We start from the raw sequence: 23,784 nt of genomic DNA, 5'->3' as shown, positions 1-23,784 counted from the left end.
GCTTGGCCGTTCTTTTCGGCGAGCATGACGTTTCGGGAGGTTAATGGTGTCGGACTTTGTCGTCGATGCGGAAGCGCTGGCTGTATTCGAAGATGTAATGCGTTTGTGCAAGGTCAAAGCGGGCGAGAACGTCGTTGTATTGAGTGCGCCGGGTGAGTTGCTCGGGCACGTGCATGCGCTGATGATGGCACTCGGCCGATTGGGAGCGAGGGCCATGAACCTGAGCGTTTCACGAACTCAGCCGGTTGCGGCGGCAGTCATGGGGCGTCATCCCCTGGTAGGGCATGCCCTTGCTCTCGAGACGTGCAAGAAGGCCGACATGGTGGTCGATCTGGTCGGATTGCTGTTCTCCGCGGAGCAGCTGGAAATTCAGGCCGCGGGAACGCGCATACTCCGTATTGCGGAGCCGTTGCACATTCTCAAGCAAATGTTCCCCACCGAAGACTTGCGTCGTCGGTGCGAGCTGGCACGGGATCTGATTCTCAAGTCCAAGAAGCTTCGCTTCACGTCCAAGCATGGTACTGACGTGACCTATGGCCTCTCGCAATACACCGCCATTGCCGAGTACGGCTACACGGACGAGCCGGGGCGCTGGGACCATTTCCCGTCGGGGTTCGTCTTTACGCAGGGGAACGACGGCGAGGTCAACGGCAAGGTCGTGCTCGCCCCGGGCGACGTCATTTGCGCCTTTAAGCGCTATGTCGAGTCTCCGGTGACCTTCAACATCGAGAACGGGTACATAACCAGTATTACCGGAGAAGGCGCCAGCGCCGAACTCATCCGTAACTACATCGCAAGTTTCCAGGATCCGAGAGGGTTTGCGATTGCGCACATCGGCTTCGGCTTGAACGAGCGCGCGCGCTGGGACCAGTTCGCCGCATCTCGGGATCCGAGCAAGGAATACGTCATGAACGCCCTGGCGTTTTACGGCAATGTATTGTTCTCGACAGGGCCGAACTCGGAACTGGGCGGCGACAACGACACGCCTTGCCACATGGATCTGCCGATGCGGGGTTGCAGCTTGTGGCTCGATGATCTTCAGATTCTGGACGAAGGGCGCGTCGTCGTACCTGAACTGCAATCTCCTGCGGATCGTTTGGCTCAGGGAGCAGGTCGATGAGTTACCCCTGGAATGGACTCCTCTCGGAATCGGACCTCGAAATCTACAAGGTGGTTGGCTTCGGCAAGCCCATGGGGCTCGGCAAGCGTCCGGCGCTGTTAGTCATCGACGTGCAGTACCGGACGAGCGGTTCCTCGAGCGTTCCCATCCTGGACGCGATGAAAGAGTATCGCACCGCATGCGGCGAATATGCGTGGTCGGCAATTCCCCGCATTGCTGAGCTTATTCGGGCATTTCGCGCCAAATCGCTGCCGGTCATTTATCCCATCGTCGCGAAAAAGACTTCCTACGATTCGGGAGGACTGGCGGCGAAGATGCCGGCCGTATTGGAGGTCGACGATAAAGGGTACGAAATCGTTCGTGAAATCGCGCCTGAGCCGGGCGAGCTGCTCCTGCCCAAGGTGCATGCGAGCGCATTTGCCGGTACGCCGCTCGCAAGCTACCTCGTGCATCTGGGCGTGGATTCCTTGGTTGTGACTGGATGCTCGACCAGCGGCTGCGTACGCGCGACCGTCGTCGACGCCTCTTTCCTGAACTATCGGGTCGCAGTGCCCTACGACGCCGTGTATGACCGGATCCAGGCATCGCATGCGATCAATCTTTTTGACATGGCGAGCAAGTATGCGGACGTTTGTCCGGCGCAGGACGTCATCGTAGGACTCGAAACCGCAAATTGAAAGAAAGCCGCCGATCGTCGTCGGCGGCTCCAGGAGAGCGCAATGCAAATAGTTGGGGAAAGACAGTTGCCGTTGCCACGAGAAGTGGTGTGGGGTGCGTTGAACGACACAGAGGTACTCAAGGCGAGCGTGCCGGGTTGTGAAAGCATCACCGAGCTTGGGGATGGCAAGTACGAAGTCACCATGCAGGCCGCCATCGGACCCATCAAAGCGAAATTCAAGGGCACGATGCAAATCACGGATGCGAAGCCGCCGAAAGGTTACTCGCTGATTTTCGAAGGCGCGGGCGGCGCGGCTGGGTTCGCGCGAGGTGGGGCGCAGGTCGAACTGGTTGAAATCGATCACAACAGCACCCTGCTGCAGTACCGCAGCGAAGCGACCGTGGGCGGAAAGCTGGCCCAGATCGGCGCCCGTCTGGTGGACTCGGCTGCCCGAATGATGAGCGATCGGTTCTTCGATGCATTCGTCAAAGAGCTGCAAGGGCCGGAGCCCGTTTCAGTAGAGGAAGGCGAAACGGAAAACGTGTCGCGTTTGAAGGGGGTGTGGCAGCGGCTCAAGGGAGCGAAGTGATTCGATAGCGCAACGTGCACCTGCACCCTGCGGCGAATGCAGTTTTCTCGGTATTTCGTTTGTCAACGAATCAATCTGATCCGAAGGAGTTTATACGATGAGTAGTGAGGCGGTGATGAAAGGGGGGGGCGTGCTGAGTTCGCGCCTCATCGGGCTGCTGGGCGTCATGGTACTGTGCTGTGCGCTGTTCCCCGTCGTAAGCAGCGCGCAGAGTTACCCGACGAGGACGTTGAAGCTGCTCGTCACGAGCAGCCCGGGGGGGCCGACAGACGTGCTGGCGCGTCCCATTGCCGATAAAGTGAGCGAGATTCTCGGTCAACCGGTCGTGGTCGACAACGTGCCGGGTGCCAACACCGCGATCGCCGCGGGACGGACAGCGCGTTCGGAACCGGACGGATATACCTTGTTTCTAGCGTCGGCCTCCACCTTATCGCTCAACCCTGCCACGAAGAAGAATCTGCCGTACAACGCGGAGAAAGACTTCACTCCTGTCGTCCTGGTCGCTTCCAGCCGATATGTGCTTGCGGCTCGTTCGTCCCTGGGCGTGAACAACGTCAGCGAGTTGCAGGCACTGGCCAAGAAGAATCCGGGAGGGATCAAGTACGGTATGAGCATCGGATCGCCCGCTCATTTCTCTGCGCTCATGCTCTCCAGCGCTGCCGGAGTGGAGTTCATGGGGGTTCCGTACAAGGATCTCGCCCAAGCGACTAAGGACATGCTCGTCGGCGAAGTGGATTTCGTTTTTGCGCCGCTGTCCACCGTGGAGCATCTCATCGGACAAAAGCCGGGCGTCGTCATCCTGGGTATTGCCGACAACGAAAGGGATCCCAAGCTGCCTAATGTTCCCACCATAGAGGAACAGGGATTCAAAGGGGTATTGGGAGGCTCGTGGTACGGAATCGTGTTGAAGTCCGGCTCACCGGACTATGCCGTCAAGCGACTCAACGAGGCCTTCAATCAGGCGCTCAAGGATCGCGGCGTACAGGAAAAACTGCACCGGGCGGGCTTCAAGATCTATGATGGGACGCCTGAGCAGTTTGCTCAGCATATCCGGAATGAGGTTCTCGTCTACAAGAAGATCGCGCAGGAAGCCAACATTCAACTCGATTGAACGACAGCAAACGCCGCCGCTCCTCCGACAAATTAGCAGAGTAATGCCATGACCAGATATCCGCCGATACCCCCGGAAGACATGTCCTGGGAACAGAAACGCGTGGTGCGTGCCGTATCAGAACGTCGCAAGCCTTCGGTTTCGTCCAAGGGAGGCGTGTCCGGACCGTTCGTACCCTTGGTTTACGTGCCGGGAATTCTCGATCGTCTTCAATATCTGGGTGAGTATTGCCGGTTCAACACCTCGTTCTCGGCCAAGTTGCGTGAACTCGCCATCATCATTACGGCGCGTCATGTGGCGGCCCAACTCGAGTTCCATGTTCATGCCATGGAAGCGCGGGAATTCGGCCTTTCCCAGGAGGTGATCGATGCCATCGCTGAACAGCGGGAGCCCCAAACGATGGCGGACGACGAGGCCTTGGTATACCGGTTCTGCACCAGTCTCTACGCCCAAGGTACGGTGTCGGACGAGCTTTTCAAGGAGTTCGAAGCGGCTTTTGGCAAGGCGGCGGCCATCGACCTCGTGGTCACTTGCGGATACTACGCCACGCTCGGCATGGTGTTGAATGTTTCGCAGGCAGAGCCGCCCGATTTCCTCAAGGGGTTCGTTTCTGCATTCCCCGTCCCCAACGACTGAGAACCTTATGCGCTACCCGGATCTGAATGTTGAAAGCATGACGCCTCATCAACGCGAGGTGGCAGCAGCGATCGAACGACGCCATCCTGGCGGGCTCGTCGGCCTTTATCGAGCGATGCTGTATTCCCCTGAGATGGCCGACCGCGTGCACGCCTTGGGCGAGCAGTTGCGCTGTGGGCTGCGGATCGCAGAGCGACTTCGCATTTTGGCGGTGCTGGTGACGGTGGGACGACACGACAGTCGCAATATCGAGACGTTCGCCACGCTCAAGTCCGTCGTCGAATCCGGTTTGGACCCGCGCAAAGTCGAAGCCTTGGTACGAGGCGAACGGCCCGCTGACTTCAAAGAGGACGAGGCAGCCGTCTATCAGTTCAGCCTGGAGGTTTCACAGTCGGGAAGGACAAGGGCGAAAACGTACGACCGTCTCGTGGCGCTATTGGGCTGTGAGGCTGCGTTGGAATTGGTAGCAGTATGTGGGTTCACCGCCATGATGACGAATCTGCTGACCGTTACCCAAACTTCAGTTCTTCAAGAGGGTGCGGATGTGGTCTAAGGCGGAAGGGGCAGGAGTCCGCCTGCAGTATCGCCGGTGGCGACAAGGCTGTTCGAACGCGGGATAGGTGCTTGGGGCGTAGGTGACCAAAATGTCGAGTTTCCTGTACGGGGCCCACGTCCGGGCCAACGGCATACGTCAGCACTACCTGCGCTTCGGCGGTCGGGGCGAGCCGCTCATCGTGGTGCCAGGCGTCGTGACGCCCGCGATTCTTTGGAGTCATGTCGCCGAGAGACTTGGGGACTTTTTCGATACCTATCTGCTCGACGTTCGCGGCCGCGGATTGTCCGAGAGCGGGGATCACCTCGACTACGGCTTTGACAGTTGCGCCGACGATCTTGCTGCCTTCATCGATGATATGAAGCTGGCCGGAGTCACCATCGTCGGCCATTCCATGGGGGCACGGATCGCTTTGCGCCTGACTCGCCGATCCGGCGCCAAGGTCCAGCGTTTGGTCATGCTCGATCCGCCAACGAGCGGACCCGGACGGCGGCCTTATCCGATTGCGATGGAGCGTTCGCGTCAATTGGTCGAAGCATGCAAGCGAGGCGAGGGCGAGGCGTACTTGCGGTCGCCAGGCGTGGCACGCTGGCCGGAACCCCTGTTGCGGCAGCGTGCGGAGTGGGGCGGCACGTGCGATCTGCGTGCCTTGGAAGTCGCCTATCGCGATTTCCATGAGCAGGATCCTTTCGAGGACCTCAAGCTTACCCGGGCGGACGTGTCACTCATCGTGGCGGGGGCCAGCGGCGTCGTATCCGAAGAAGACATCGAAGCGTTTCGATCGGTCTGTCCGCAACTAAGCGTTTGCGTCATACCCGGCGCCGCCCATCAGTTCCAGGCGGAGAACTGCGACGAATTCATGGAGGCGCTCGGCGCCATGCTGAGGATTGCCTTGCGCTGATGAATCGGCCCCGCGCGTCCAGCGCGAACCGTTGTGATTTCAACGTCTCGCTATTTTTTTGGAGAAATGTTCATGCGTAGATTGGACAGCCGAGTCGCGCTTCAAGTCGCATCGTTATGCGTTGCGGCCGGGGTTCTGAGTGCGGTTCCCACTCTGTCGAGAGCCGGGGCGACAGCGCCAATGACCGAGTTTTTCATGCAGGCTACGACGACGCCCATGTACGTTCAGCATTGGCGTGCGGACGCGGCGGCCCTCCAGAAGAAGGGGCCGGTCATCTTGATTCACGGAGGCTCCCACACCGGAACGGGATGGACGACAACGCCCGATGGCCGTCCTGGATGGGCCTTTCTGTTTACCCAGGCCGGCTGGGACGTCTATGTCGTGGATTGGCCGGGGGTCGGTCGATCAGGCGTCCACCCTCGGAATGTGGAAGATTCTCCGGTGGAGTTGGTCGATACGCTCCAAGCGCTCTTGAAACGCGTGGGGCCCGCCGCGCTCGTGGGGCACAGTATCGGAGGTGCGCTCGCCTTCAAGTTGGCCGAGCGCGAGCCTGAGCTGGTTCGCGCGCTTGCCGCTATGGCTCCGGCATCGACGGAGAGCGTTCGTGCAGGCTCGGTGCCCGCGCCCATGGGCGTGCCGACGAGTACCCCGCGCGAAGGTGCTCAGGATCGGTTCGCCAGTTCTCATCGCTTTCCCAAAGAGGCGTTCGACAATTACTTCTCCTCGCTCGTCGCCTACGGGCCGAAGGTTCGCAACGCGGCAGTCGGTCTTACGGGAGAGCTGAGAGTCGATCCCGGGCGGCGCGAGATCTGGGGCCGTAGGGTGCCCGTGCTTTTCGTCGCAGCCGAACTTGACAAAACAGTGCCGCCGGATCGGGTGGAAGAAACCGCGAAAGCGCTTGGCGTTCCCGTCCTCTTTCTCGAGCGCGACTGGAAATTGCCGGGACATGGGCACATGTTTGTTATCGAACGGGAAACCGAGAAGATCGCTGCACGGGTCGAAGCCTGGCTGAGCCAGACTCCGACGAAATAACAAGAAGATGCCGGCGAGGCGGTGAGCTCACTTCTCGGTCATGGTGATGTTCGCCGCTTTCGCAATTCGCGCATACGTGGCCATTTGTTCTTGCAGGAACGCGGCGAATTGTGAGGGGCTATCGCCGCCAGGCACGACGCCGAGCTCCGTGAAGCGGCTCTTGACGGCCGGATCTGTCAGCGCACGCGCCACGGACTGCTGAAGTTTGTCGACGATCGTCGCGGGAGTGGCGCCCGGTGCCATGAATCCGTACCAGGACAAGGACGTAAACCCGGGGTAGCCGGCTTCAGCCACGGTCGGGATCTCGGGAGCCAGGGGGGAACGCTGCGCAGTCGCGATCGCCAAGGCCTTCAGGCGGCCCGCTTTCGCCAGAGGCATGATCTCGGGAAAGTTGCCGAAGACCATCGAAATTTCCTCCGAGGCTGCCGCCGTGATGGTCGGGGCCGAGCCACGATACGGCACTTGCATCAGCTCCACTCCGGCCATTTCTTCGAAGACTTTTCCGACCAAGTGCGAGTAGCTGCCTTCCCCGATTGTTCCATAGCTGATTGACTTGGGTTTGGCCTTGGCCAGTGCCACCAATTCTTTCACGGAATTCGCGGGCAATGTGGACGGGACCGCAAGAATATGCGGCGTGGACCCCACGAACGTGACGGGCTTGAAATCTTTGACGGTGTCGTACGGGAGGTCCGTGCGCACAGCCGGATACACGGCGAAACTGTTGGCGACCGCGACGATGGTGTGGCCGTCGGGAGGTGCCTTCGCCACGGTCGACAGACCGATCAGGCCGCCTGCACCCGTTCGGTTTTCCACCAACACCGGCTGCCCCAAGTCTTCCGTCATTTTCTGGGCGATCAGACGAATCGCGGCGTCGAGCGTGCCGCCAGCTGGATACGGGTTGACGATGCGGACCGGGCGGGTCGGGAAATCTTGAGCGTGGACCGGGGGATTCGATGTCAGCGCGAGGGCCAACACGGAATATCGGACGAGCGAAACGGGATGCGTAAACGCTTTGAGGATCATGCGCACGCGAAAACGGCAATTGAGCATGGGGCTTACCGTGGGTGAAGGTTGCGGGAGAGCATTGAGCAGGCACCTGCCCGGGAGTACTAGACAATGAAAGAGTTCAGTATTTAGAAGTAATATTCGTATATATGAACAGCATCAAGCGGGGTGAACGCCAAGAGAACCAGAGATGCCACCGTTCTTTCCTGATGAAACGAGAAAGTGGCAATGGTTGGCGCTCATGCACACGTAAGCGTTGTGGGTTGGGTAGGACGCAGCGGCCGTGCTCGGCCCGGAACTACCCCTCGCTTCGCAAGGAGCGCTTCGCACCGGTTAAGGCAGTGATGGGTAACGAAGAAAGAGCCAGGTACCGCAGTTTGTGCGCGAGAGAAAGTGTGTATAATTTTGATTCTTCACTTTGCGCGGCGCCCCTTCGGGGTGCAGTGAACGAAGTAAACGCGGGAATAGCTCAGTTGGTAGAGCGCAACCTTGCCAAGGTTGAGGTCGCGAGTTCGAGACTCGTTTCCCGCTCCAGGTTCTGGTTCCATGGGGTTCCACCCCGTGGGCAAAAAAGAAAAGGGAGTCCCTGTTCAAGGGCACTCCCTTTTTTTTGGTTCATCGAGCATTACCGGGGAAGGCGGCACGGATTTTCAGGAAGAAGTATTCCTGGTCGCGGTAGCCATACGCGCGGCGCTTGATGACCTTGATGGTGTTGTTGATGCCCTCGACGATGCTGGTGTTCAAGGGGTGTCGGCATCGGGCCAGGATGCCGTGCAGGTAGCCTTTGAGTCGCTGGGCGAAGGTATTGAGGGCGGCAATGCCGCTTTGCTCGGCCTGCTCGCACCAGTGGTCCCAGGCCTGTTGAGCCCAGGCGGGCCGGCGGTAGAACCAGAGCCGCTTGAGCTCGTCGCGCAGGACGTAGACGGTCAGCAACGGCTGATTGGCCCGCAGCAGCTCGTCGAGCCGCACGCGCTGCGGGCTATCCAGGTTGTCCCGGTTGCGTAGCAGCAGCCAGCGGCTGGACTTGATGACGCGGCGCGCCGGGCGATCTTGCCGTAGTCGATTGGCTTGATCGACGCGTACCCGATCGATGACTTCACGGCCGTACTTGGCCACGACATGGAACAGGTCATAGACGACCTCGGCTTGCGGGCAGTGCTCGCGGATTTCCAGCTCGTAGGCCGTAGTCATATCGATGGCCACCGCCTTGATGCGTTGGGCGGCGCCTTCGGGCAGTTGCTCGAAGAAGGCGCGGGCCGTCTCGCGCGAGCGGCCCAGTCCGATCCACAACACCTGACGGCTGATGGGGTCGACCACGACGGTGGCATAACGATGACCCTTGTGCAGGGCAAACTCATCCATCGCCAAGTATTCGATACGCGACCAGTCCGGCTCTTGGATCGACGCACGCAGTCGCGCCTTGTCCACCGCCTTGACCGTGTGCCAGCCTAGGTCAAAGAACCGGGCCACCGCCTGCACATTGCTCGATTGCAGCAGTTGGCTGCAGGCTTGCGCCAGCCGGTCCGTCACACGCTGATAGCGGCCCAGCCAACTGAGCCGCTCCAGGCGCGGGCCGCCGCACTGCTCACACCAGAGCCGCCGTCGCGGCACATGCAGCACCACCCGATACTCGAACAAGGGCAGGTCCCGCACGCGTCGCACCGTCGTCTCGTGCACCTGGCGGCAGCGCGCGCCGCACTGCTCGCAATGCATCACCTTGGCCGTGGGCTTGAGATACAGCGACACCGTGCGCCCATCGCCCTCGGGCCACACCACGCGATCCACCCGATAGCCCTCCCAGCCGCCCAGGGACTCCAACAGCTTGCGATCCAGCATCGTCAACCTCTTCTGAACGCCTCAAACCGGCCTCAAGAGTACGAAATCTATTCGGATCGCTCCACGTTATTCTGCGATGAACCTTTTTTTTGGCGTGCGTGTGCGTCGAACGCTTGAAATCGATCAGGCTCCCGCATGCCAAGCTGGCGCCCAGCCCCGTGCAGGCTGGGCAGTCCGGCAACCGGGGGGCACGCTCGCTCTTACTCCAAGGACAATCCCGCTCGTTCGATGACCGTTTTCCACTTCTTGCGTTCGGACGCGATGAGGCGGCCAAATGCTTCGCTGCTCATCGGGATGGCTTCGTAGCCGTGCTTGGCGAGGTCGGCCCGTACCTCAGGCGTCTTCAAGATATTCGTGATTTCCTTATTGAGACGATCCACGATCGCTGCCGGCGTACCGGCAGGCACGACGATGCCATGCCAGTTCTGGACCTCATAGCCCTTGACGGTCTCGGCGATCACCGGCTCGGACGGAGCGGAGGGCGACCGTTCCATGGCGGTGATCCCCAGGGAGCGTAAGCGCCCCGCGGCAATCAAGGGCTGGCTGGGAGCCTGGCCGCCGAAGGTAAAGTCCACTTCGCCGGCAACGACGGCATTGGTGGCCAGCGACGCGCCTTTGTAGGGAACGTGCGTGGCTGGTATGCCCGTCATGTCGACGAACAGTTCGCTCGCCAAGTGGGCCGCTGAACCTGCTCCGGCAGTGGAGTAGGTCAGGCCGCTCTTCGACTGCTTGGCTTTTTCGATCAGCTGCGAGACTGTCTGGATGTTGGACTTGGGGTTGGTCACCAGCACGAGAGGCGCGGTGACGACGGCCGATATGGGAATAAAGTCTTTTTCCGGTTCGTAGGGCAGTTTCTTGTAGAGAGACGGATTGATCGACAACGTGCCGACGTGGCCCGCGAACAAGGTGTAGCCGTCGGGCTCGGAGCGCGCAGCATAGCTCGCTCCTATGCTGCCGCCCGCGCCCGGACGGTTTTCGATGACGACGCTTTGCCCTAGGCGCTGCGTCAGCTTCTCGCCGATGAGCCGGGCCGCGAAGTCCGTGGAGCCGCCCGGGGCGAAGGGGACGACGATCTTGATCGGGCGGTTGGGGTAGCTGTCGCTCGCGGACGCCGGGGCGCCCATGGCGCCGACCAGCGCGGCGACGATACCGAGGGCGAAATGCGTCGAACGGCTCATTGTGCTGTCTCCTGTGAAAGTGTGAAATGTGGAAGATGGCTACCGGCCGGATGTCTCCGGGGCGCCGAGCATGGCGCGCGCTTGGGCCGGGGTGGCGATGGTGCGGCCCATGGCTTTGCACAAATCGGCGATCCGCCTCACGATGTCGGCGTTGTCTACCGCCAGTCCATTCCCATCGAAGGCGAGAATGGAGTCTTCGAACCCCACTCGCACATGTCCCCCCAGGGAGATGGCCAGTGCGCGCAACTCCAGCTGATACCTGCCGCCTTTGGCGCACCACCAGAGCGCTCCCTCGGGCAGGGCTGCCGCCAGGTCCATGAGTTTGCGGGCGCCTTGTTCGAAGGAATCCGGCGTGCCCAGGACGAGGCCGAAGCAATACGGCGGTCGGACGAGGCCAGCCTCGATGAGCTCGAGTGCAGTGTCGAGCATGGCCTCGTCGTAGATGCTCATTTCGGGAATGGCCGCGCTGGCGTGGACCTTGGCCGCCATGGCATGGACCATGCGTTTGGCTTCGCCCGGATCCGGACCGTTGAGCCGCAGCGGCAGCGACACCATCTCCGGAAATAGTGCGAGCGGCGCAACGGCCTGCTCCGGGGTGAACCCCCGCGTCCCGAGGGAAAGCTGGAGTACGGCGTCGCACCGCCGTCTGGTTTCGTCGACGATTTCGCGGAACACGGACACTTCGTGCGTCGGAGATTCGTCGGCGGCCCGCGCATGGATGTGGGCAATCGATGCGCCGGCGAGCACGCATGCTTCGATCGTTGCGGCGATTGCCTGCGGGGAGACCGGCACTTTGGGATGGTCGGTGCTGCGTATCCGGGATCCGTTGGGCGCTACCGTGATCATGACCGGCGCTAAATCACTTGGCATGTTTGGCCTCCACGCCGATTTCCACTAGGCGAGAAAAAACAGGCATGCAGTCCGGGGAGAGCGGCTCCGCCATTTCAGGATGGGTGGCAAGCCAGTGCCTGAGGTAGCCTTGCGTGCCGCCTTGCCGGATGATGGGTTGAAGAATGGGCGGCATGGGAGGGCAATGGCGAACCTCGCCCGTGGTCAGGTTAGTGACACGGCCGGTCGCGAAATTCACCTCGATCGAGTCTCCCGTTTTTGCGAACGAGCCTGGTTGTTCCAAGCCCGTCAGGACCGGCAATCCCTGCGCGATGGCGCGGCGCATCGCCTTGAACGGCATGGAGCCGCAGACGATGCCTAAGTCCAGCGCGACCATCGCGATAAATCCTTGCACGTGGGTCTTGCCGCACGCGAATTGCGTTCCGCCGATGACGATGTCGCCGGGAGCGACGCGGTCCGGGAATTCCGGGTCCAGGCTCTTGAAAAGATGCGGTATGAGCACCTCGGGCCGGGTTTCCCGGCCGATGGCGAAGCTGAAAGGGATGAATCCTTCGTCCAGGGGCACCTTGTCGCCGAATACGTGGCACGTGCCGGTCTTGATCAGTAGGTCGCTCACGATGTCTCCTTATGCCTTGACCGCTTGGACTGCCGGGGCAATTGCGCCTTCTATGGCGGAGGCGGCGACGGTGAGCGGGCTGGCAAGATAGGCCAATCCGTCCGATGGTCCGAAGCGGCCGGAGTGATTGGTGGCCGCGGTCGAGATCGACACTTCGCCCGGCCCCAATGGGGCCATGGCGCCGCCGGCACAAGGGCCGCAACCCGGGGGAAGGAGGATGGCGCCGGCGTCCAGGAAAACCTGCTGCAGGCCATCCTGTGCCATGCGCATTGCCGTGGCAGTCGAGCCTGGAACGACGAAAAGGCGAACGCCTGCGGCCACGCGCCTGCCCTTGAGCACGGTGGCGGCGGCCGCGAAGTCTTCGTACATGCCCGATCCGCACGAGCCCAGGAATGCATGGTCGATCCGCTGGCCGGCAACGCTCTCGAGCGGGGCAGCGCGGTCGGGGCCACCCGGCAGTGCCACTTGCGCGGTGATCTCGGAAAGGTCGAGATCGATGACGTGGAGATAGTCTGCGCCCGGGTCGCTGTGCACCCCTTCCTTCGAGCCTGCCGGGGGAGGGAATGCCACGTTGGCGACGCCGATCTCGGTGATCGAGTTGCATAGTGCGACGCGATCCGCGATGGAGAGTCCGGCCAGGCCAGGGCCTGCGAATTCGACCACGCGATAGTCGGCCGACACGCCCCAGCGGTCGGACGAGAATCCGTGGGCAAGCACGAAACCGACGTCTCGCGCGTGCACGCCGGGCGCGAGCTTTCCATGCAGGCGCACACAGATGGTGTCGGGCACTTGCGTCCACAACGTTCCCGTCGCCAATACCGAGGTGATCTCGGGACCGACGCCGTATGCTGCCGCGCCGATCGCCCCGAAGTTCGTGCAGTGCATGTCGTAGGCGAACAGGAACATGCCCGGCTTGATCCAGCCTTGTTCCAGCGGGAACAGATGTCCGTGCCCCCCTTGCCCCACGTCGTAGAAACGGCCTATGCGCCAGCAGCGGGCGATCTCCCGGATGCGCGCGCCGCGGGCCGCAGCAGCGGGCGAGCCGTACACCACCTCGTGGTCGGTGACGAAGACGACCTTCTCCGGGGAGGCGATGCGGCGGAAACCGAGTTTGGTGAGCTCCCGATACGCCGTTTCGACGTATCCGTCGTGGATGATCACCAGTTCTGGAACCGGGTGGATGACATCGCCAGGGGCGACGTAATCCCGGCCGCTCGCCCGGGCAAGCAGTTTTTGAGTCAGGGTCTGCGGTTTGGCGCTCATCGGGCGGCGCTCCTTTCTCGATTCCTTGCGCGGCTTTCCTCGAATAAGCGCAGGCCGTGCAGCGCGACGGCCTTGCCATGCTCGTTGTGCAGAATGATGGCCGCCTGCGCTGCATCGGGGGAGCGATTCTTGATCGCGCGCAGCAAGGCCCTCAGTTCGATCGCGCTTTCTTCCGGCCTGTTGGGCATGGTCAGCGACGAGGACCAGAGAAAACTCAGGCGTGCGTTGAGCTGGCGCAGATAGGTACCGATGCTGGCGTTGTAGGAGCCCCGGGCGAGGGCTTCGAAGAAGGCGTTCTTGGCCGTCTTGATACGCGCCGGGATGCGGGACTGCAGCGCCGCTTCGAATTCCTGCACCACTGTTTCCAGGACCTGGATGTCTTGTTCCGTGCCGTAAAGCGCAAATCGTTTGACCGCGAGGCACTCGATGGCCAGGCGTATGTCCCAGAGTTCGTGCACTTCTGCCTCGGTCATGATGCGCACCGAAGGGCCGCGATTGGGAACGATGTCGATCAGGCCTTCGGCCTCGAGCTGGCGAAGCGCCTCGCGCACGGACGGACGGCTGACGTCGAAGCGCTCGCAAAGCTCGCGTTCGACTAATCGATCGCCCGGCTTGTATGCGCCCTCCGTGATCGCCGTGCGCAGGCGGTGGACCAGGCTCGATCGCACAGGGGTGTCTTCAACCGGATTGGCGGCGGTAGCGTCCATTTTTGTCTGACAAAAATGGGAGAAGGTGGGGATATGTTGGCGAAAACCGCCAAGTTCTTAGATTAATTGTCAGGCAATTATAGTGACGTCCCATCTAGGGCACCCTAGGGGAAATCCATGGTTCCCCTCGGTGGCAGCATGGCTGCGCTTGCAGTTCGGCAGCGAGGTCGCGGGATGAGGGCGGGGCCGCATAGGCGGCGAGGCACTGGGAAGCGATTCGCAAAAAAGTCGATGCTCGTGTACAATCGTTGGCTCTTTAGGGGAGCGAGCTTAGGCCGTTTTCCTAGACGTATTCGGGCGTGAGTTCTCATGCCCCTTGCCCTTAGGCAACGGCGCGTTAGCAAAGCGGTTATGCACCGGATTGCAAATCCGTTGAGGGCGGTTCGACTCCGCCACGCGCCTCCAGAATTCCTTTCCCCTCATCCATGCCGCCCGTGGCGCTCCCTAAAGGCGCGACAGTTCGTCCCGCGGGTCGGTAACGCTGCAGCCGACGGGGTATGCAGCTTGGCAGCGTCGTTTGCCCGGTCTTGTCATGATCGGTTGCCTTGCAACGTGAGGCACCGCGCCTGGCCTGCAAAGGAGTTGCTCCACAGTGCCTGCATTCGATCGGGGATAGGCTTATGTGCTTTTTTGTAGAAAACATGCCTGTCCTAATGAAGAAATAGAATATACATAGGAAAACGTTTTCGTTCCGCCGGGCCGTCGTATGCCCGATACTCGTGCAATATCGTCGGCGGCGCCGCGTTCCCGAAGCGTTCGGGGAGCAGCCGCCTTGTCTTTTTCCATGAATTCGAATTCTTCTTCTTCCGTCCCGCCGCTCATCCGGCTAGAGGCGGTCAGCAAGACTTTCCGGCTTGCTGATGGGCGCACGTTCGAGGCGGTGAAGTCCGTATCGCTCGACATGGCCGAAGGGCGCGTGTTCGGCCTGATAGGCAAGAGCGGGGCGGGCAAGTCGACCTTGCTGCGCATGATCAATCTGCTGGAGCGTCCCGACGCGGGCAAGGTGCTGGTCGACGGACGGGACCTGACCCGGATGTCCAAGCGCGAGCTGCGCGAGACGCGCCAGGGCATAGGGATGATCTTCCAGCAGTTCAATCTGCTGCAGAATGCCACCGTCTACGAGAACGTTGCATTTCCGCTCAAGCTACATGGCAACCGCAGCAAGTCCGAGATCGAGGCCCGGGTGCGCGAGTGCCTGGAGGTCGTGGGCCTGACGGACAAGCTGCACAATTACCCCGCACAGCTGTCGGGCGGGCAAAAGCAGCGGGTGGCCATTGCCCGTGCGCTCGCGCCGCACCCCAAGGTGTTGTTGTGCGACGAGCCGACTTCGGCGCTCGATACCGAGACGACGCGCTCGGTGCTCGATACCCTGCGCGAGATCAATCGGCGCCTGGGCGTGACCATCGTCATCGTCACGCACGAACTGTCCGTGGTGCACGCGCTCTGCGATCACGTGGCGGTGCTCGAGAACGGCCAACTGGTCGAACGCTTCGATGTGAACGACCACGCCACGCCCCGCGTCAGCGCGCTGGGGCGGGAGCTAGCCCAGGAGCAGGCGCGCGCAGACATTCTCAAAGAGCACGCCGCCCGCATTGCGGCGGCGGGGCCGACTTTCCAGGCAGCCTGATCATGTCCGAAAACATTCTCGCCATCCTTCCCGAACTGTGGGTCGCCATCGGCCAAACCTTCCTGATGCTGGGCATCGGCTTATCGGCAGCCATCTTCCTGGGGGGGCCGTTGGGTGTCCTGCTGTTCTTGCTCGGGCCGGGGCAATCGCTCGACAACCGCCCGGCGTACGTGGCGCTCAGCTGGATCGTCAATACGGTGCGTTCCTTTCCGTTCATCATCCTGCTGGTGGCGCTGGTGCCGATTACGCGCTTCATCGTGGGAACGTCCATCGGGCCGCTCGCGGCGGCGGTGCCTTTGTCGGTGGCGGCCATTCCGTATTTCGCACGGCTGGTGGAGCAGAGCCTGCGCGAGGTGCCGCGCGGCGTGATCGAGGCCGCACACGCCATGGGGGCGTCCGAGTTGCAGATCGTCTGGAGAGTGCTGGTGCGCGAAGCACGTTCCGGACTGGTCCTGGCGCTGACCGTCCTCGCGGTGAGTTTTCTTTCATATTCCGCGATCGCCGGCGTGGTGGGCGGCGGCGGCATCGGCGACCTTGCCATCCGCTACGGCTACTACCGCTTCCAAACTGACGTCATGCTGTTGACCGTCGCGCTGTTGATCGTCCTGGTGCAGATCATCCAGTTCGGCGGGAATGCGATCGCGAACCGGCTGGACAAGCGCTGACCCGTTCTTTTCTTGGCCGCAGATTGACGCGGCCGCCATTCATCTTTTTTAGGAATCCGTCGATGTCATCCCTACGTCGCAAAGTCATCCTGGGCACGGCCGCCGCGCTGTTGGCGTTGAGCGCCGCCGGTGCGCATGCCGCCGATCCCGCCAAGAAGAATCTCGTATTCGGCGCGACTGCCGGCTACAACTACGACGTGCTCAAGCTCGCCATCGTTCCGCAGCTGGAGCAGCAGGGCTACAAGGTGCGCCTGGTCGAGTTCAACGATTATGTCCAGCCCAACCTGGCACTGGCGCAGGGCTCGCTCGACGCCAACTTGTTCCAGCACATCGCCTATCTGAATCGTTTCAAGGCCGACCAAAAGCTCGACCTGATCGACCTGGCCCAGAGCACGACTGCTCCCATGGGGATTTATTCGAAGTCGCGCAAGAGCCTGTCGGAGGTCAAAGAGGGCGATCGCTTCACCCTCCCCAACGATCCGAGCAATCTCGCGCGCGCCTTGCTGCTGTTGCAGGAAAACAAGGTAATCACGGTCAAGGCTGAGGTGGATCCGTTGCGGGTCACCGAAAAAGACATCGCCTCCAATCCCAAGAAGATACGGCTGCAACCCGTCGAGGCGGCCCAGCTGCCGCGCACCGTCGGCGATGCCGAGTTCGCCATCGTTCCCGGCAATTTCGCGATCGCGTCCGGCTTGAAGCTCACCAGCGCCGTAGCGCTCGAAAACCCGCCCGTGCAATTCCAGCAGGTGGTGGCCATTCGCCGGGCCGACCAAGACAAACCGTGGGCCAAGGACTTGGCGGCGGCGTTCAAGTCTTCGTTCTTCAAGGCCGTCCTGGACAAAGACTTTCCGGGTTACGTTCGTCCCGCCGGGTTGTAATCCGAGAGGTGATGGGGCTTCGCGCACTGCGCGGCGCCCCCGTTTTTCCTTTCTTTGTAGTACGACGTTTGGGTAATAGATGTTGTTACGTCTTGATACTAGACTCTCGAGCGTCTTATTGCCTGGGGAGTCTGGCTACCATGGACATTCGCGATCCTGAGCGCAGGGCGGGCAGCCTTTGCTTGAGGCGTTTCTTCGACCTCCTGCTGCTCGCGGGGTTTTCCTCCGGCTTCATGTGGGTCATCGTCAAGTTCGGCGCGATGTGCCCGGCGGTGCTTGACCACTTCGCCATCTCCTCTGTGTTCTGACAGCCACCGCTGCATAGATGCCCTGTTGTACGGTGCCAGGCGGTGATCCGCCTGGCCCTACGGGCGCCCCAACTTCCTCCCTCCACGGCTGGTCGTGCCGTGCTATCTCCCTAAGATCGGTCAACAGCCCTCGCCGGCCGCGCCCATGGCGTGCATTCCCTCGCTTGGTGTCTCCCCGTACCGACTGGTCGCCCTGTGTAATAAGGCGTCTTTCGTGTGTACGTATAAAAAATTCTTGTATACAAGAAACCTTGGTGGCAAGATGTCGGCATGTCGTCCCGACCGCCTCCTACGTCCGATAAAAAGCGCTCGGAAGCGCTGCGCGAAACCATCGAAGAGCTGATCGCCGTGGGCGAGCTGTCGCCCGGGGATCCGCTGGATGAGACCGTGCTTGCCAACCGTTTCGGGGTGTCGCGCACGCCCATTCGGGAAGCCTTGATCCAGCTCGCGTCGGCAGGGCTGGTCGAGATACGCCACCGGCGCGGTGCGTCGGTCGCCCAAATCGGGCCGCAGCGGCTGGTCGAGATGTTCGAGGTCATGGCCGAACTGGAAGCCATGTGCGCGCGCCTGGCTGCTCGCCGCATGACGGCCGACGATCATCGCCGGTTGCTGGACGCCCACCATGCGTGCCGCGCTTCGCGGGACGCAGGCGATGCGAACGCCTATTACTACCTGAACGAGGTGTTCCACCGCACCGTTTATGAGCTCGGGTGCAATGCGTTCTTGACCGAGGAAGCGATCAAGCTGCATCGGCGGCTCGGCCCTTACCGGCGCTTGCAACTGCGCGTGCGCGACCGCATCGCCACGTCCTACGATGAGCATGAGGGCATCGTGCAGGCGCTGCTGGCCGGCGATGCGGAACTCGCTGCCGGACGGGCCCGCGATCACGTGGTGGTGCAGGGACAAAGGTTTGCGGATCTGATGGCCTCGCTGGCGAGGCAATCTGGTTGAGGTTTCTGACGAGGACGGGAGATGGCATGAACGAGACGCTGAACCGCGACCGCCAAGATTTCGAGGACGTCCGGCCGGCGGCGCCGGCGCCCGACCCCCAACCTCCCCAGTCTCTGCTGGCGCGCTGGAGCAAATGGTTTGGAAGCCGTCCGCAGGGCGCCGGACAAGGCCCCGAGCGCCCGGAAACGGCGGTGCTTTCCACGCGGGAAGCGAACCGCCTGCGCGCCTTGCTCCAGCCATGCTTTCAGGCGCGCCTGACCGACGTCGCGGCCAACCGCTCGGCGCGAGCCTGGCAGGAACAGTACCGCGAGGCGGATGCGCAACGGCGCGGGGCCATGTTGAGCATCCTGGCCGAGGTCGGTTCTTCTGCGCCCGCGCCGTCCGACGCAGGCAAAGACGCGCCGTCGGATCTTTCCCGCGCGCTCTCCCATGCGCGCGTGCGCTTTTTCAAGCGCCTGAATGCCTTGCCCGATGGCCTGCCGTTCTTATTGATGCTGCGCACGGACATGCTGGCCTGGCGGACGCGCATCCCGGCGCTGCGCACGCTGGATGCTGACCTCGAGGGGCTGCTGTCGAACTGGTTCGACGTCGGTTTGCTCGAATTGCGCCGCATAACTTGGGATTCGCCGGCTTCGCTCCTAGAGAAGCTCATCATCTACGAGGCCGTGCACGAAATCGCATCGTGGAGCGACCTGCGAAACCGGCTGGACTCTGATCGGCGCTGCTATGCGTTTTTCCATCCGCGCATGCCGAATGAGCCCCTGATCTTCGTCGAAGTCGCGTTTTGCGCGGAAATGGCCGACAACGTCCAGCGGCTCCTCGACGAGAGCGCCCCCATGGAAAACATGGAGAAGGCGCGGTGGGCGATTTTTTATTCCATTTCCAATACCCAGCAAGGGTTGCGCGGCGTCAGCTTCGGCAATTTCTTGCTCAAGCGCGTCATCGAGGAGCTGAACGCCGAGGTTCCCAAGATCAAGCGATTCGCGACGCTGTCGCCTATGCCCGGGTTCTGCGATTGGCTCAAGAAGCTCGAGGCAGAGCGGATCGCCGCGTTGCTCAGCGGGGAAAAAAGCGGGGGCACCGCGGAGCTGGGCAGCGGCGCCGACGTGCTTGCCCGCATCCAGCAGGCGGTGGATGCGGCAGAGGCGCAGCCCGAGGTGCAGTCGCTCGCCATGCGGCTGGCCGCGCACTACCTGTTGGAGCGCAAGGGGGGGCAGCCCCTGGATTCGGTGGCCCGGTTCCATTTGGGCAACGGGGCCCGCATCGAGCGCCTGAACTGGAAGGCAGATCTTTCTCGCAAGGGTCGCGCGCAGTCGTGCGGCATCATGGTCAATTACCTATACGAGCTCGACGCGCTCGACGACAATCTGTCCAAGCTCAGCGAAGGCAGGCCCGAGACCAGCCGCAGCTTTGCCCGGCTGCTCTGAAGTGAGGCTGCAAGATTCATCAGAACTGGCGGAGCCAGCGTGCAGTGCCTTGACTACCAAAGGAGACAGCAGATGAAACGGAGCGTTGCCTTGATCGCTTGCCTGGCGGCCGTCGCCACAGGCGGGCATGCCGTGGCGGCAGATGCCTGGCCGGCCAAGCCGGTCACCATCATCGTTCCTTTCCCCGCGGGGGGCGGCACGGATGCGTTCGTGCGTCCGCTCGCGCAGCAACTCTCGATCCAGCTCGGGCAATCCGTGGTGGTCGACAATCGGGGCGGCGCCGGCGGGACGGTGGGAGCGGCCATCGCAGCGCGCGCCGCGCCCGACGGCTACACCTTTTTCGTTGGCGGGGCCCACCATGCCATCGCGCCGTCGTTCTATAAGGGGCTGACCTACGACATTGAGAAGGACTTCATTCCGGTGACGCTCGTTGCCCAACCGCCGCAGATCATCGTCGCGGCGCCGACTGCGCCCTTCAACGATTTAAAAGGTTTGGTCGAGTACGCGCGCGCCAATCCGGGCAAATTGAACTTCGGTTCCGCTGGCAACGGCACTTCGCACCATCTGGCCGGGGAGCTGTTCAAGCTGCAGACCAAGGTCGAGATCATCCATGTGCCGTACACCGGCGCCGGCCCGATGTTGCTGGCGCTGATGGGGAGCCAGGTGGACCTGGCGTTCGACGGCTTGGGTTCTTCGGCCCAGCACATTCGCAGCGCCAAGGTCAAGCCCATCGCGGTCGCGGCGCCCAAGCGATCCTCGGCTTTCCCCGACGTGCCGACGGCGGCCGAAGCGGGGCTGCCCGGCTACGAGGTCTCGACCTGGTACGCCATGTGGGCGCCGAAGGGTACGCCGCAGGCCATCGTCGAGCGCATGTACGCCGAGGTGCAGAAGGCCTTCGACTCAGCGGAGATCCAGAAGGTCTGGCTCGGCAATGGCTCGGAGGTGCCGCGCTATACCAGCGCCGAGTTCGGCAAGTATCTGCATGCCGAGGTCCAGCGCTGGGCTAGCGTGGCCAGGGAAGCGGGGGTCAAGGCCGATTGATGAGCGGGAAGCCTGATCCTGAGGGCGGCGCGCGCGGCCGCATCGAGGTCGCGCGCGAGGGCGACGTGCTGGCGCTCACGCTGGCGCACCCGGGCAAGCTCAATGCATTGACCGCGGCCATGTGGCGCGACCTTGCCGCAGGGATGGGCAAGGTCGCCGGCCACCGCGGCCTGCGCGCCGTGATCATACGGGGCGCGGGCGGACATTTCGCTGCTGGCGCCGATATCGCCGAGTTCCCGGTGGAGCGGGGGGATCGCGTCGCGGTTCGCCGTTACCATGAGCACGTCATCGCGCCCGCCTTGCGGGCGATCGCGGAATGCCCGCTGCCGACCGTGGCCATGATCCAGGGCGTGTGCGTGGGTGGAGGGCTCGAGATCGCTTGTAGCTGCGATCTGCGCATTGCAGCGCGCAGCGCACGGCTGGGCGTGCCGATAGGCCGGCTCGGTTTTCCGATGGCGCCTGCCGAATTGGCAGGGCTGCTCTCAGTGGCCGGGCGTGCCGTGGCCTTGGAGCTCCTGCTGGAAGGCCGCATCCTCGATGCGGCGGAAGCCCATGCCAAGGGCTTGTTGACGAGGGTGGTGGACGACGCCGAACTGGAAGCGGAAACCCATCGCACGATACGGCGCATCGCCGCGGGCTCGCCGTTGGCCGCCACCCTCAACAAGCGCATGATCAGGCGCCTGCAACGGCCGGAACCGCTCGACGAAGCAGAGCTGGAGGATTTTTTTTCCTATAGTGATACCCGAGATCATCGTGAAGGCGTCGCGGCGTTTCTCGCCGGGCGTCCGCCTGATTTCGGCGCGGATGGACCACTACCCGAGAACGAAGAAGAGGATTGATGAACGACGCGAATCTTTACGCCTTGTTGGCAAGCGGCTTTCCCGCCGATCGGGACACTTTGTGCATCGAGGCCCCGGGGGCCGGCAACTACACCTGGCGCGACGTGGAGAACGAAACGGCGCGCATGGCCAACGTGCTGCAGTCGCTCGGGCTTCCTGAAGGGGCCAGGGTGGCGGTGCACGTCGAGAAGTCGCCCGAGGCACTGTTGTTGTACTTGGCCACGCTCCGCGCCGGCTATGTGTACCTGCCGTTGAATACCGCCTACCAGGAAGCGGAGATCGATTATTTCCTGGGCGATGCGGAACCTTCGGTGGTGGTGTGCGCCAGCAAGAACCTGGAATGGGTCCGGCGCTGCGCGCAGCGCGCTGGTACGCCGCACGTCTTTACCTTGGACGACGACCGGACCGGCACGTTCCTCGACGCTGCCCGCCAGGCTTCGCCCGAGCAGCAGGTCGTTGCGCGCGGGGAGGACGACCTTGCGGCGATCCTCTACACCTCGGGAACGACGGGCCGCAGCAAGGGCGCCATGCTGACGCACGGCAACCTGGCCTCCAATGCCCGCGTGCTGCACACTTATTGGGGCTGGCGGCAGGATGATGTGCTGTTGCACATGCTGCCCATCTTCCACGTGCATGGCCTGTTCGTGGCTGCGCACGGCGCGCTGCTCGCCGGTGCCAAAATGATCTGGCTGCCCAAGCTGGACGTGGCTGCAGCGCTGCGGGAGTTGCCGCGCAGTACGGTGATGATGGGGGTCCCGACCTACTATGTGCGCCTGCTGGCCGATCCCGGCTTCACTCGGGAGACCTGCCGCAACATGCGCCTGTTCGTGTCCGGATCGGCACCGCTGCTGATGGAAACGTTCAATGCCTTCCGCGAACGCACCGGCCATACCATCCTGGAGCGTTATGGCATGAGCGAGACGGTCATGCTGGTGTCCAATCCCTATGACCCGGCACAGGGCGAGCGGCTCGGCGGAACGGTGGGGATGCCGTTGCCGGGCGTGTCCGTGCGGGTGGTGAATGACAAGGGCGAGCCATGCCCCCCGGGGGAAATAGGGAACATCGAGGTGCGCGGGCCCAACGTATTCAAGGGCTATTGGCGCATGCCCGAAAAGACAAAACAGGAGTTCACCGAGGACGGGTGGTTCAAGACCGGCGACGTCGGCCGTTGGGGCGGCGAATCGGGCGGGCGGCCGGTCCCGGACAACTACCTCACCATCGTCGGCCGTAGCAAGGACCTCATCATCTCCGGAGGGTTCAACGTCTATCCGAAGGAAATCGAGAGCTTCATCGACGACATGGACGGTGTGGCCGAGAGCGCGGTCATCGGCGTGCCGCACCCGGACTTCGGGGAGGCCGTGGTGGCGGTGGTGGTGCCCAGGCCGGGCGCCACGCTGGACGAAGCGGCCATGATCGCCGAGCTCAAAGGCAAGATCGCGAATTTCAAGGTGCCCAAACGGGTCCACATCGTCGACGAGCTGCCGCGCAACACGATGGGAAAGGTGCAGAAGAACGTCCTGCGCGAGCGATTCGCCAAAGCTTGAGCGTTTTTCCCCGCGTGCTGCGCCGAGTGCGCGGGGGAACCTCATATACAATAGCGGCCGTGCGCCCGTGACGAAATTGGTAGACGTAGCGGACTTCCGTACAAGTGGAGTGCCCCGGTCGAAAGTCCGGGAGTAGAACCCGTCAAATTCGGCGAACCCCTGGCACGGGAATGCCGAGCCAAGCAGGCAGCTACATGCGCTGCCGGGCGTGTGTAGAGACTCGACGGCGGGGACCTAATGCAGGCCGGGCATCGATCATGCCCCGCCTTGCGATGGTCAAGGCAGAGTCCAGACCCCAAACGGTGTTGCCATGGCAATCCGGCTGTGCGAACAGTAGTGGGTAAGAAAATCCGCAGCCGTGAGGCGTGCCGGTTCGATTCCGGCCGGGCGCACCATTATCTACCCCGCGAGTCCGCGGAGCCTAATCCAGGTCCTTCGCTCGAGAAAGGC

24 protein-coding genes and 2 tRNA genes are annotated in these 23,784 nt (G+C 62.3%); 19 read left to right on the top strand and 7 right to left on the bottom strand.

Translation table 11 applies throughout. The features are described from left to right. Nucleotides 1–43: 43 nt before the first annotated feature. The 8 genes from Q0319_RS11095 (at nt 44) to Q0319_RS11060 (ending at nt 6,600) form a co-directional block, all read left to right on the top strand. Nucleotides 44–1,120 (top strand): 2,5-dihydroxypyridine 5,6-dioxygenase, encoded by a 1,077-nt coding sequence (locus tag Q0319_RS11095; protein ID WP_299452483.1) that lies wholly within the window; start codon nt 44–46, stop codon nt 1,118–1,120. Then, nucleotides 1,117–1,797 (top strand): isochorismatase family protein, encoded by a 681-nt coding sequence (locus Q0319_RS11090; RefSeq protein ID WP_299452480.1) that lies wholly within the window; start codon nt 1,117–1,119, stop codon nt 1,795–1,797. The genes Q0319_RS11095 and Q0319_RS11090 overlap by 4 nt, the downstream gene beginning before the upstream one ends. Before the next feature lie 42 nt (nt 1,798–1,839). Next, complete coding sequence (locus tag Q0319_RS11085) at nt 1,840–2,367, top strand: carbon monoxide dehydrogenase subunit G (protein WP_299452477.1); 528 nt, start codon at nt 1,840–1,842, stop codon at nt 2,365–2,367. A gap of 97 nt (nt 2,368–2,464) precedes the next feature. Next, on the top strand, nt 2,465–3,478 hold the full coding sequence (locus tag Q0319_RS11080; RefSeq protein WP_299452474.1) for a tripartite tricarboxylate transporter substrate binding protein: 1,014 nt from the start codon (nt 2,465–2,467) through the stop codon (nt 3,476–3,478). Nucleotides 3,479–3,526: 48 nt separating this feature from the next. Further along, entirely contained in the window at nt 3,527–4,114 is a 588-nt protein-coding gene (locus Q0319_RS11075; protein ID WP_299452472.1) for a carboxymuconolactone decarboxylase family protein, read from the top strand. Nucleotides 4,115–4,121: 7 nt separating this feature from the next. Then, nucleotides 4,122–4,667: a hypothetical protein gene (locus tag Q0319_RS11070; RefSeq protein ID WP_299452471.1), complete on the top strand. Its 546-nt coding sequence runs from the start codon at nt 4,122–4,124 to the stop codon at nt 4,665–4,667. Nucleotides 4,668–4,758: 91 nt separating this feature from the next. Then, entirely contained in the window at nt 4,759–5,568 is an 810-nt protein-coding gene (locus Q0319_RS11065; RefSeq protein WP_299452469.1) for an alpha/beta hydrolase, read from the top strand. Between the two features lie 180 nt (nt 5,569–5,748). Then, nucleotides 5,749–6,600 (top strand): alpha/beta fold hydrolase, encoded by an 852-nt coding sequence (locus Q0319_RS11060; protein WP_299452467.1) that lies wholly within the window; start codon nt 5,749–5,751, stop codon nt 6,598–6,600. Between the two features lie 27 nt (nt 6,601–6,627). Here Q0319_RS11060 and Q0319_RS11055 read toward each other — a convergent pair whose 3' ends face one another. After that, the gene (locus Q0319_RS11055) at nt 6,628–7,650 is read right to left on the bottom strand and encodes a tripartite tricarboxylate transporter substrate binding protein (RefSeq protein WP_299452464.1); all 1,023 of its coding nucleotides are present in this window, start codon (nt 7,648–7,650) and stop codon (nt 6,628–6,630) included. Between the two features lie 413 nt (nt 7,651–8,063). Here Q0319_RS11055 and Q0319_RS11050 point away from each other — a divergent pair. Beyond that, nucleotides 8,064–8,139: transfer RNA gene (locus tag Q0319_RS11050), tRNA-Gly, on the top strand. A gap of 81 nt (nt 8,140–8,220) precedes the next feature. Here Q0319_RS11050 and Q0319_RS11045 read toward each other — a convergent pair. The 6 genes from Q0319_RS11045 to Q0319_RS11020 all read right to left on the bottom strand — a co-directional run bounded on the left by Q0319_RS11045 (nt 8,221) and on the right by Q0319_RS11020 (nt 14,054). Beyond that, nucleotides 8,221–9,441: an ISL3 family transposase gene (locus Q0319_RS11045; protein ID WP_299452462.1), complete on the bottom strand. Its 1,221-nt coding sequence runs from the start codon at nt 9,439–9,441 to the stop codon at nt 8,221–8,223. 200 nt (nt 9,442–9,641) lie between these two features. After that, nucleotides 9,642–10,619 (bottom strand): tripartite tricarboxylate transporter substrate binding protein, encoded by a 978-nt coding sequence (locus Q0319_RS11040; protein WP_299452460.1) that lies wholly within the window; start codon nt 10,617–10,619, stop codon nt 9,642–9,644. Between the two features lie 39 nt (nt 10,620–10,658). Next, a complete protein-coding gene (locus tag Q0319_RS11035) occupies nt 10,659–11,489 on the bottom strand; it encodes a 3-keto-5-aminohexanoate cleavage protein (RefSeq protein ID WP_296469575.1) in 831 nt (276 codons plus the stop codon). Further along, nucleotides 11,479–12,084 (bottom strand): hypothetical protein, encoded by a 606-nt coding sequence (locus Q0319_RS11030; protein ID WP_299452457.1) that lies wholly within the window; start codon nt 12,082–12,084, stop codon nt 11,479–11,481. The genes Q0319_RS11035 and Q0319_RS11030 overlap by 11 nt, the downstream gene beginning before the upstream one ends. Before the next feature lie 9 nt (nt 12,085–12,093). Further along, nucleotides 12,094–13,347 carry an aconitase family protein gene (locus Q0319_RS11025; protein WP_299452455.1) on the bottom strand — a complete coding sequence of 418 codons (1,254 nt, stop codon included), beginning with the start codon at nt 13,345–13,347 and terminating at the stop codon, nt 12,094–12,096. Beyond that, complete coding sequence (locus tag Q0319_RS11020) at nt 13,344–14,054, bottom strand: GntR family transcriptional regulator (protein ID WP_299452453.1); 711 nt, start codon at nt 14,052–14,054, stop codon at nt 13,344–13,346. Before Q0319_RS11020 ends, Q0319_RS11025 begins: the two co-directional genes overlap by 4 nt. 331 nt (nt 14,055–14,385) lie before the next feature. Between Q0319_RS11020 and Q0319_RS11015 the strand changes: the two genes are divergently transcribed. From Q0319_RS11015 to Q0319_RS10970, 10 genes are all read left to right on the top strand, one after another. Next, nucleotides 14,386–14,459, top strand: a tRNA-Cys gene (locus tag Q0319_RS11015). Nucleotides 14,460–14,838: 379 nt separating this feature from the next. Then, the gene (locus Q0319_RS11010; protein WP_299452451.1) at nt 14,839–15,681 is read left to right on the top strand and encodes an ATP-binding cassette domain-containing protein; all 843 of its coding nucleotides are present in this window, start codon (nt 14,839–14,841) and stop codon (nt 15,679–15,681) included. Nucleotides 15,682–15,683: 2 nt separating this feature from the next. Then, nucleotides 15,684–16,346: a methionine ABC transporter permease gene (locus tag Q0319_RS11005; RefSeq protein WP_299452449.1), complete on the top strand. Its 663-nt coding sequence runs from the start codon at nt 15,684–15,686 to the stop codon at nt 16,344–16,346. A gap of 62 nt (nt 16,347–16,408) precedes the next feature. Then, nucleotides 16,409–17,224, top strand: a complete 816-nt coding sequence (locus Q0319_RS11000; RefSeq protein WP_296471085.1) for a MetQ/NlpA family ABC transporter substrate-binding protein — start codon at nt 16,409–16,411, stop codon at nt 17,222–17,224. A gap of 140 nt (nt 17,225–17,364) precedes the next feature. Beyond that, nucleotides 17,365–17,532, top strand: a complete 168-nt coding sequence (locus Q0319_RS10995; protein ID WP_296471088.1) for a hypothetical protein — start codon at nt 17,365–17,367, stop codon at nt 17,530–17,532. Nucleotides 17,533–17,802: 270 nt separating this feature from the next. Further along, nucleotides 17,803–18,483: a GntR family transcriptional regulator gene (locus Q0319_RS10990; protein ID WP_296465349.1), complete on the top strand. Its 681-nt coding sequence runs from the start codon at nt 17,803–17,805 to the stop codon at nt 18,481–18,483. Between the two features lie 26 nt (nt 18,484–18,509). Then, on the top strand, nt 18,510–19,910 hold the full coding sequence (locus tag Q0319_RS10985) for a malonyl-CoA decarboxylase family protein (RefSeq protein ID WP_299452446.1): 1,401 nt from the start codon (nt 18,510–18,512) through the stop codon (nt 19,908–19,910). A gap of 72 nt (nt 19,911–19,982) precedes the next feature. Then, entirely contained in the window at nt 19,983–20,951 is a 969-nt protein-coding gene (locus Q0319_RS10980) for a tripartite tricarboxylate transporter substrate binding protein (RefSeq protein WP_296465356.1), read from the top strand. Further along, nucleotides 20,951–21,790, top strand: a complete 840-nt coding sequence (locus tag Q0319_RS10975) for an enoyl-CoA hydratase-related protein (RefSeq protein ID WP_299452443.1) — start codon at nt 20,951–20,953, stop codon at nt 21,788–21,790. Before Q0319_RS10980 ends, Q0319_RS10975 begins: the two co-directional genes overlap by 1 nt. After that, complete coding sequence (locus Q0319_RS10970) at nt 21,790–23,334, top strand: malonyl-CoA synthase (RefSeq protein WP_296465361.1); 1,545 nt, start codon at nt 21,790–21,792, stop codon at nt 23,332–23,334. The genes Q0319_RS10975 and Q0319_RS10970 overlap by 1 nt, the downstream gene beginning before the upstream one ends. The last annotated feature ends 450 nt before the right edge of the window (nt 23,335–23,784 follow it).

This window comes from uncultured Pigmentiphaga sp. (genome assembly GCF_937950555.1).
Classification (GTDB): domain Bacteria; phylum Pseudomonadota; class Gammaproteobacteria; order Burkholderiales; family Burkholderiaceae_B; genus Pigmentiphaga.
Note: the sequence above shows the minus strand (reverse complement) of the source record. Positions and strands in the feature narration are given on the sequence as shown.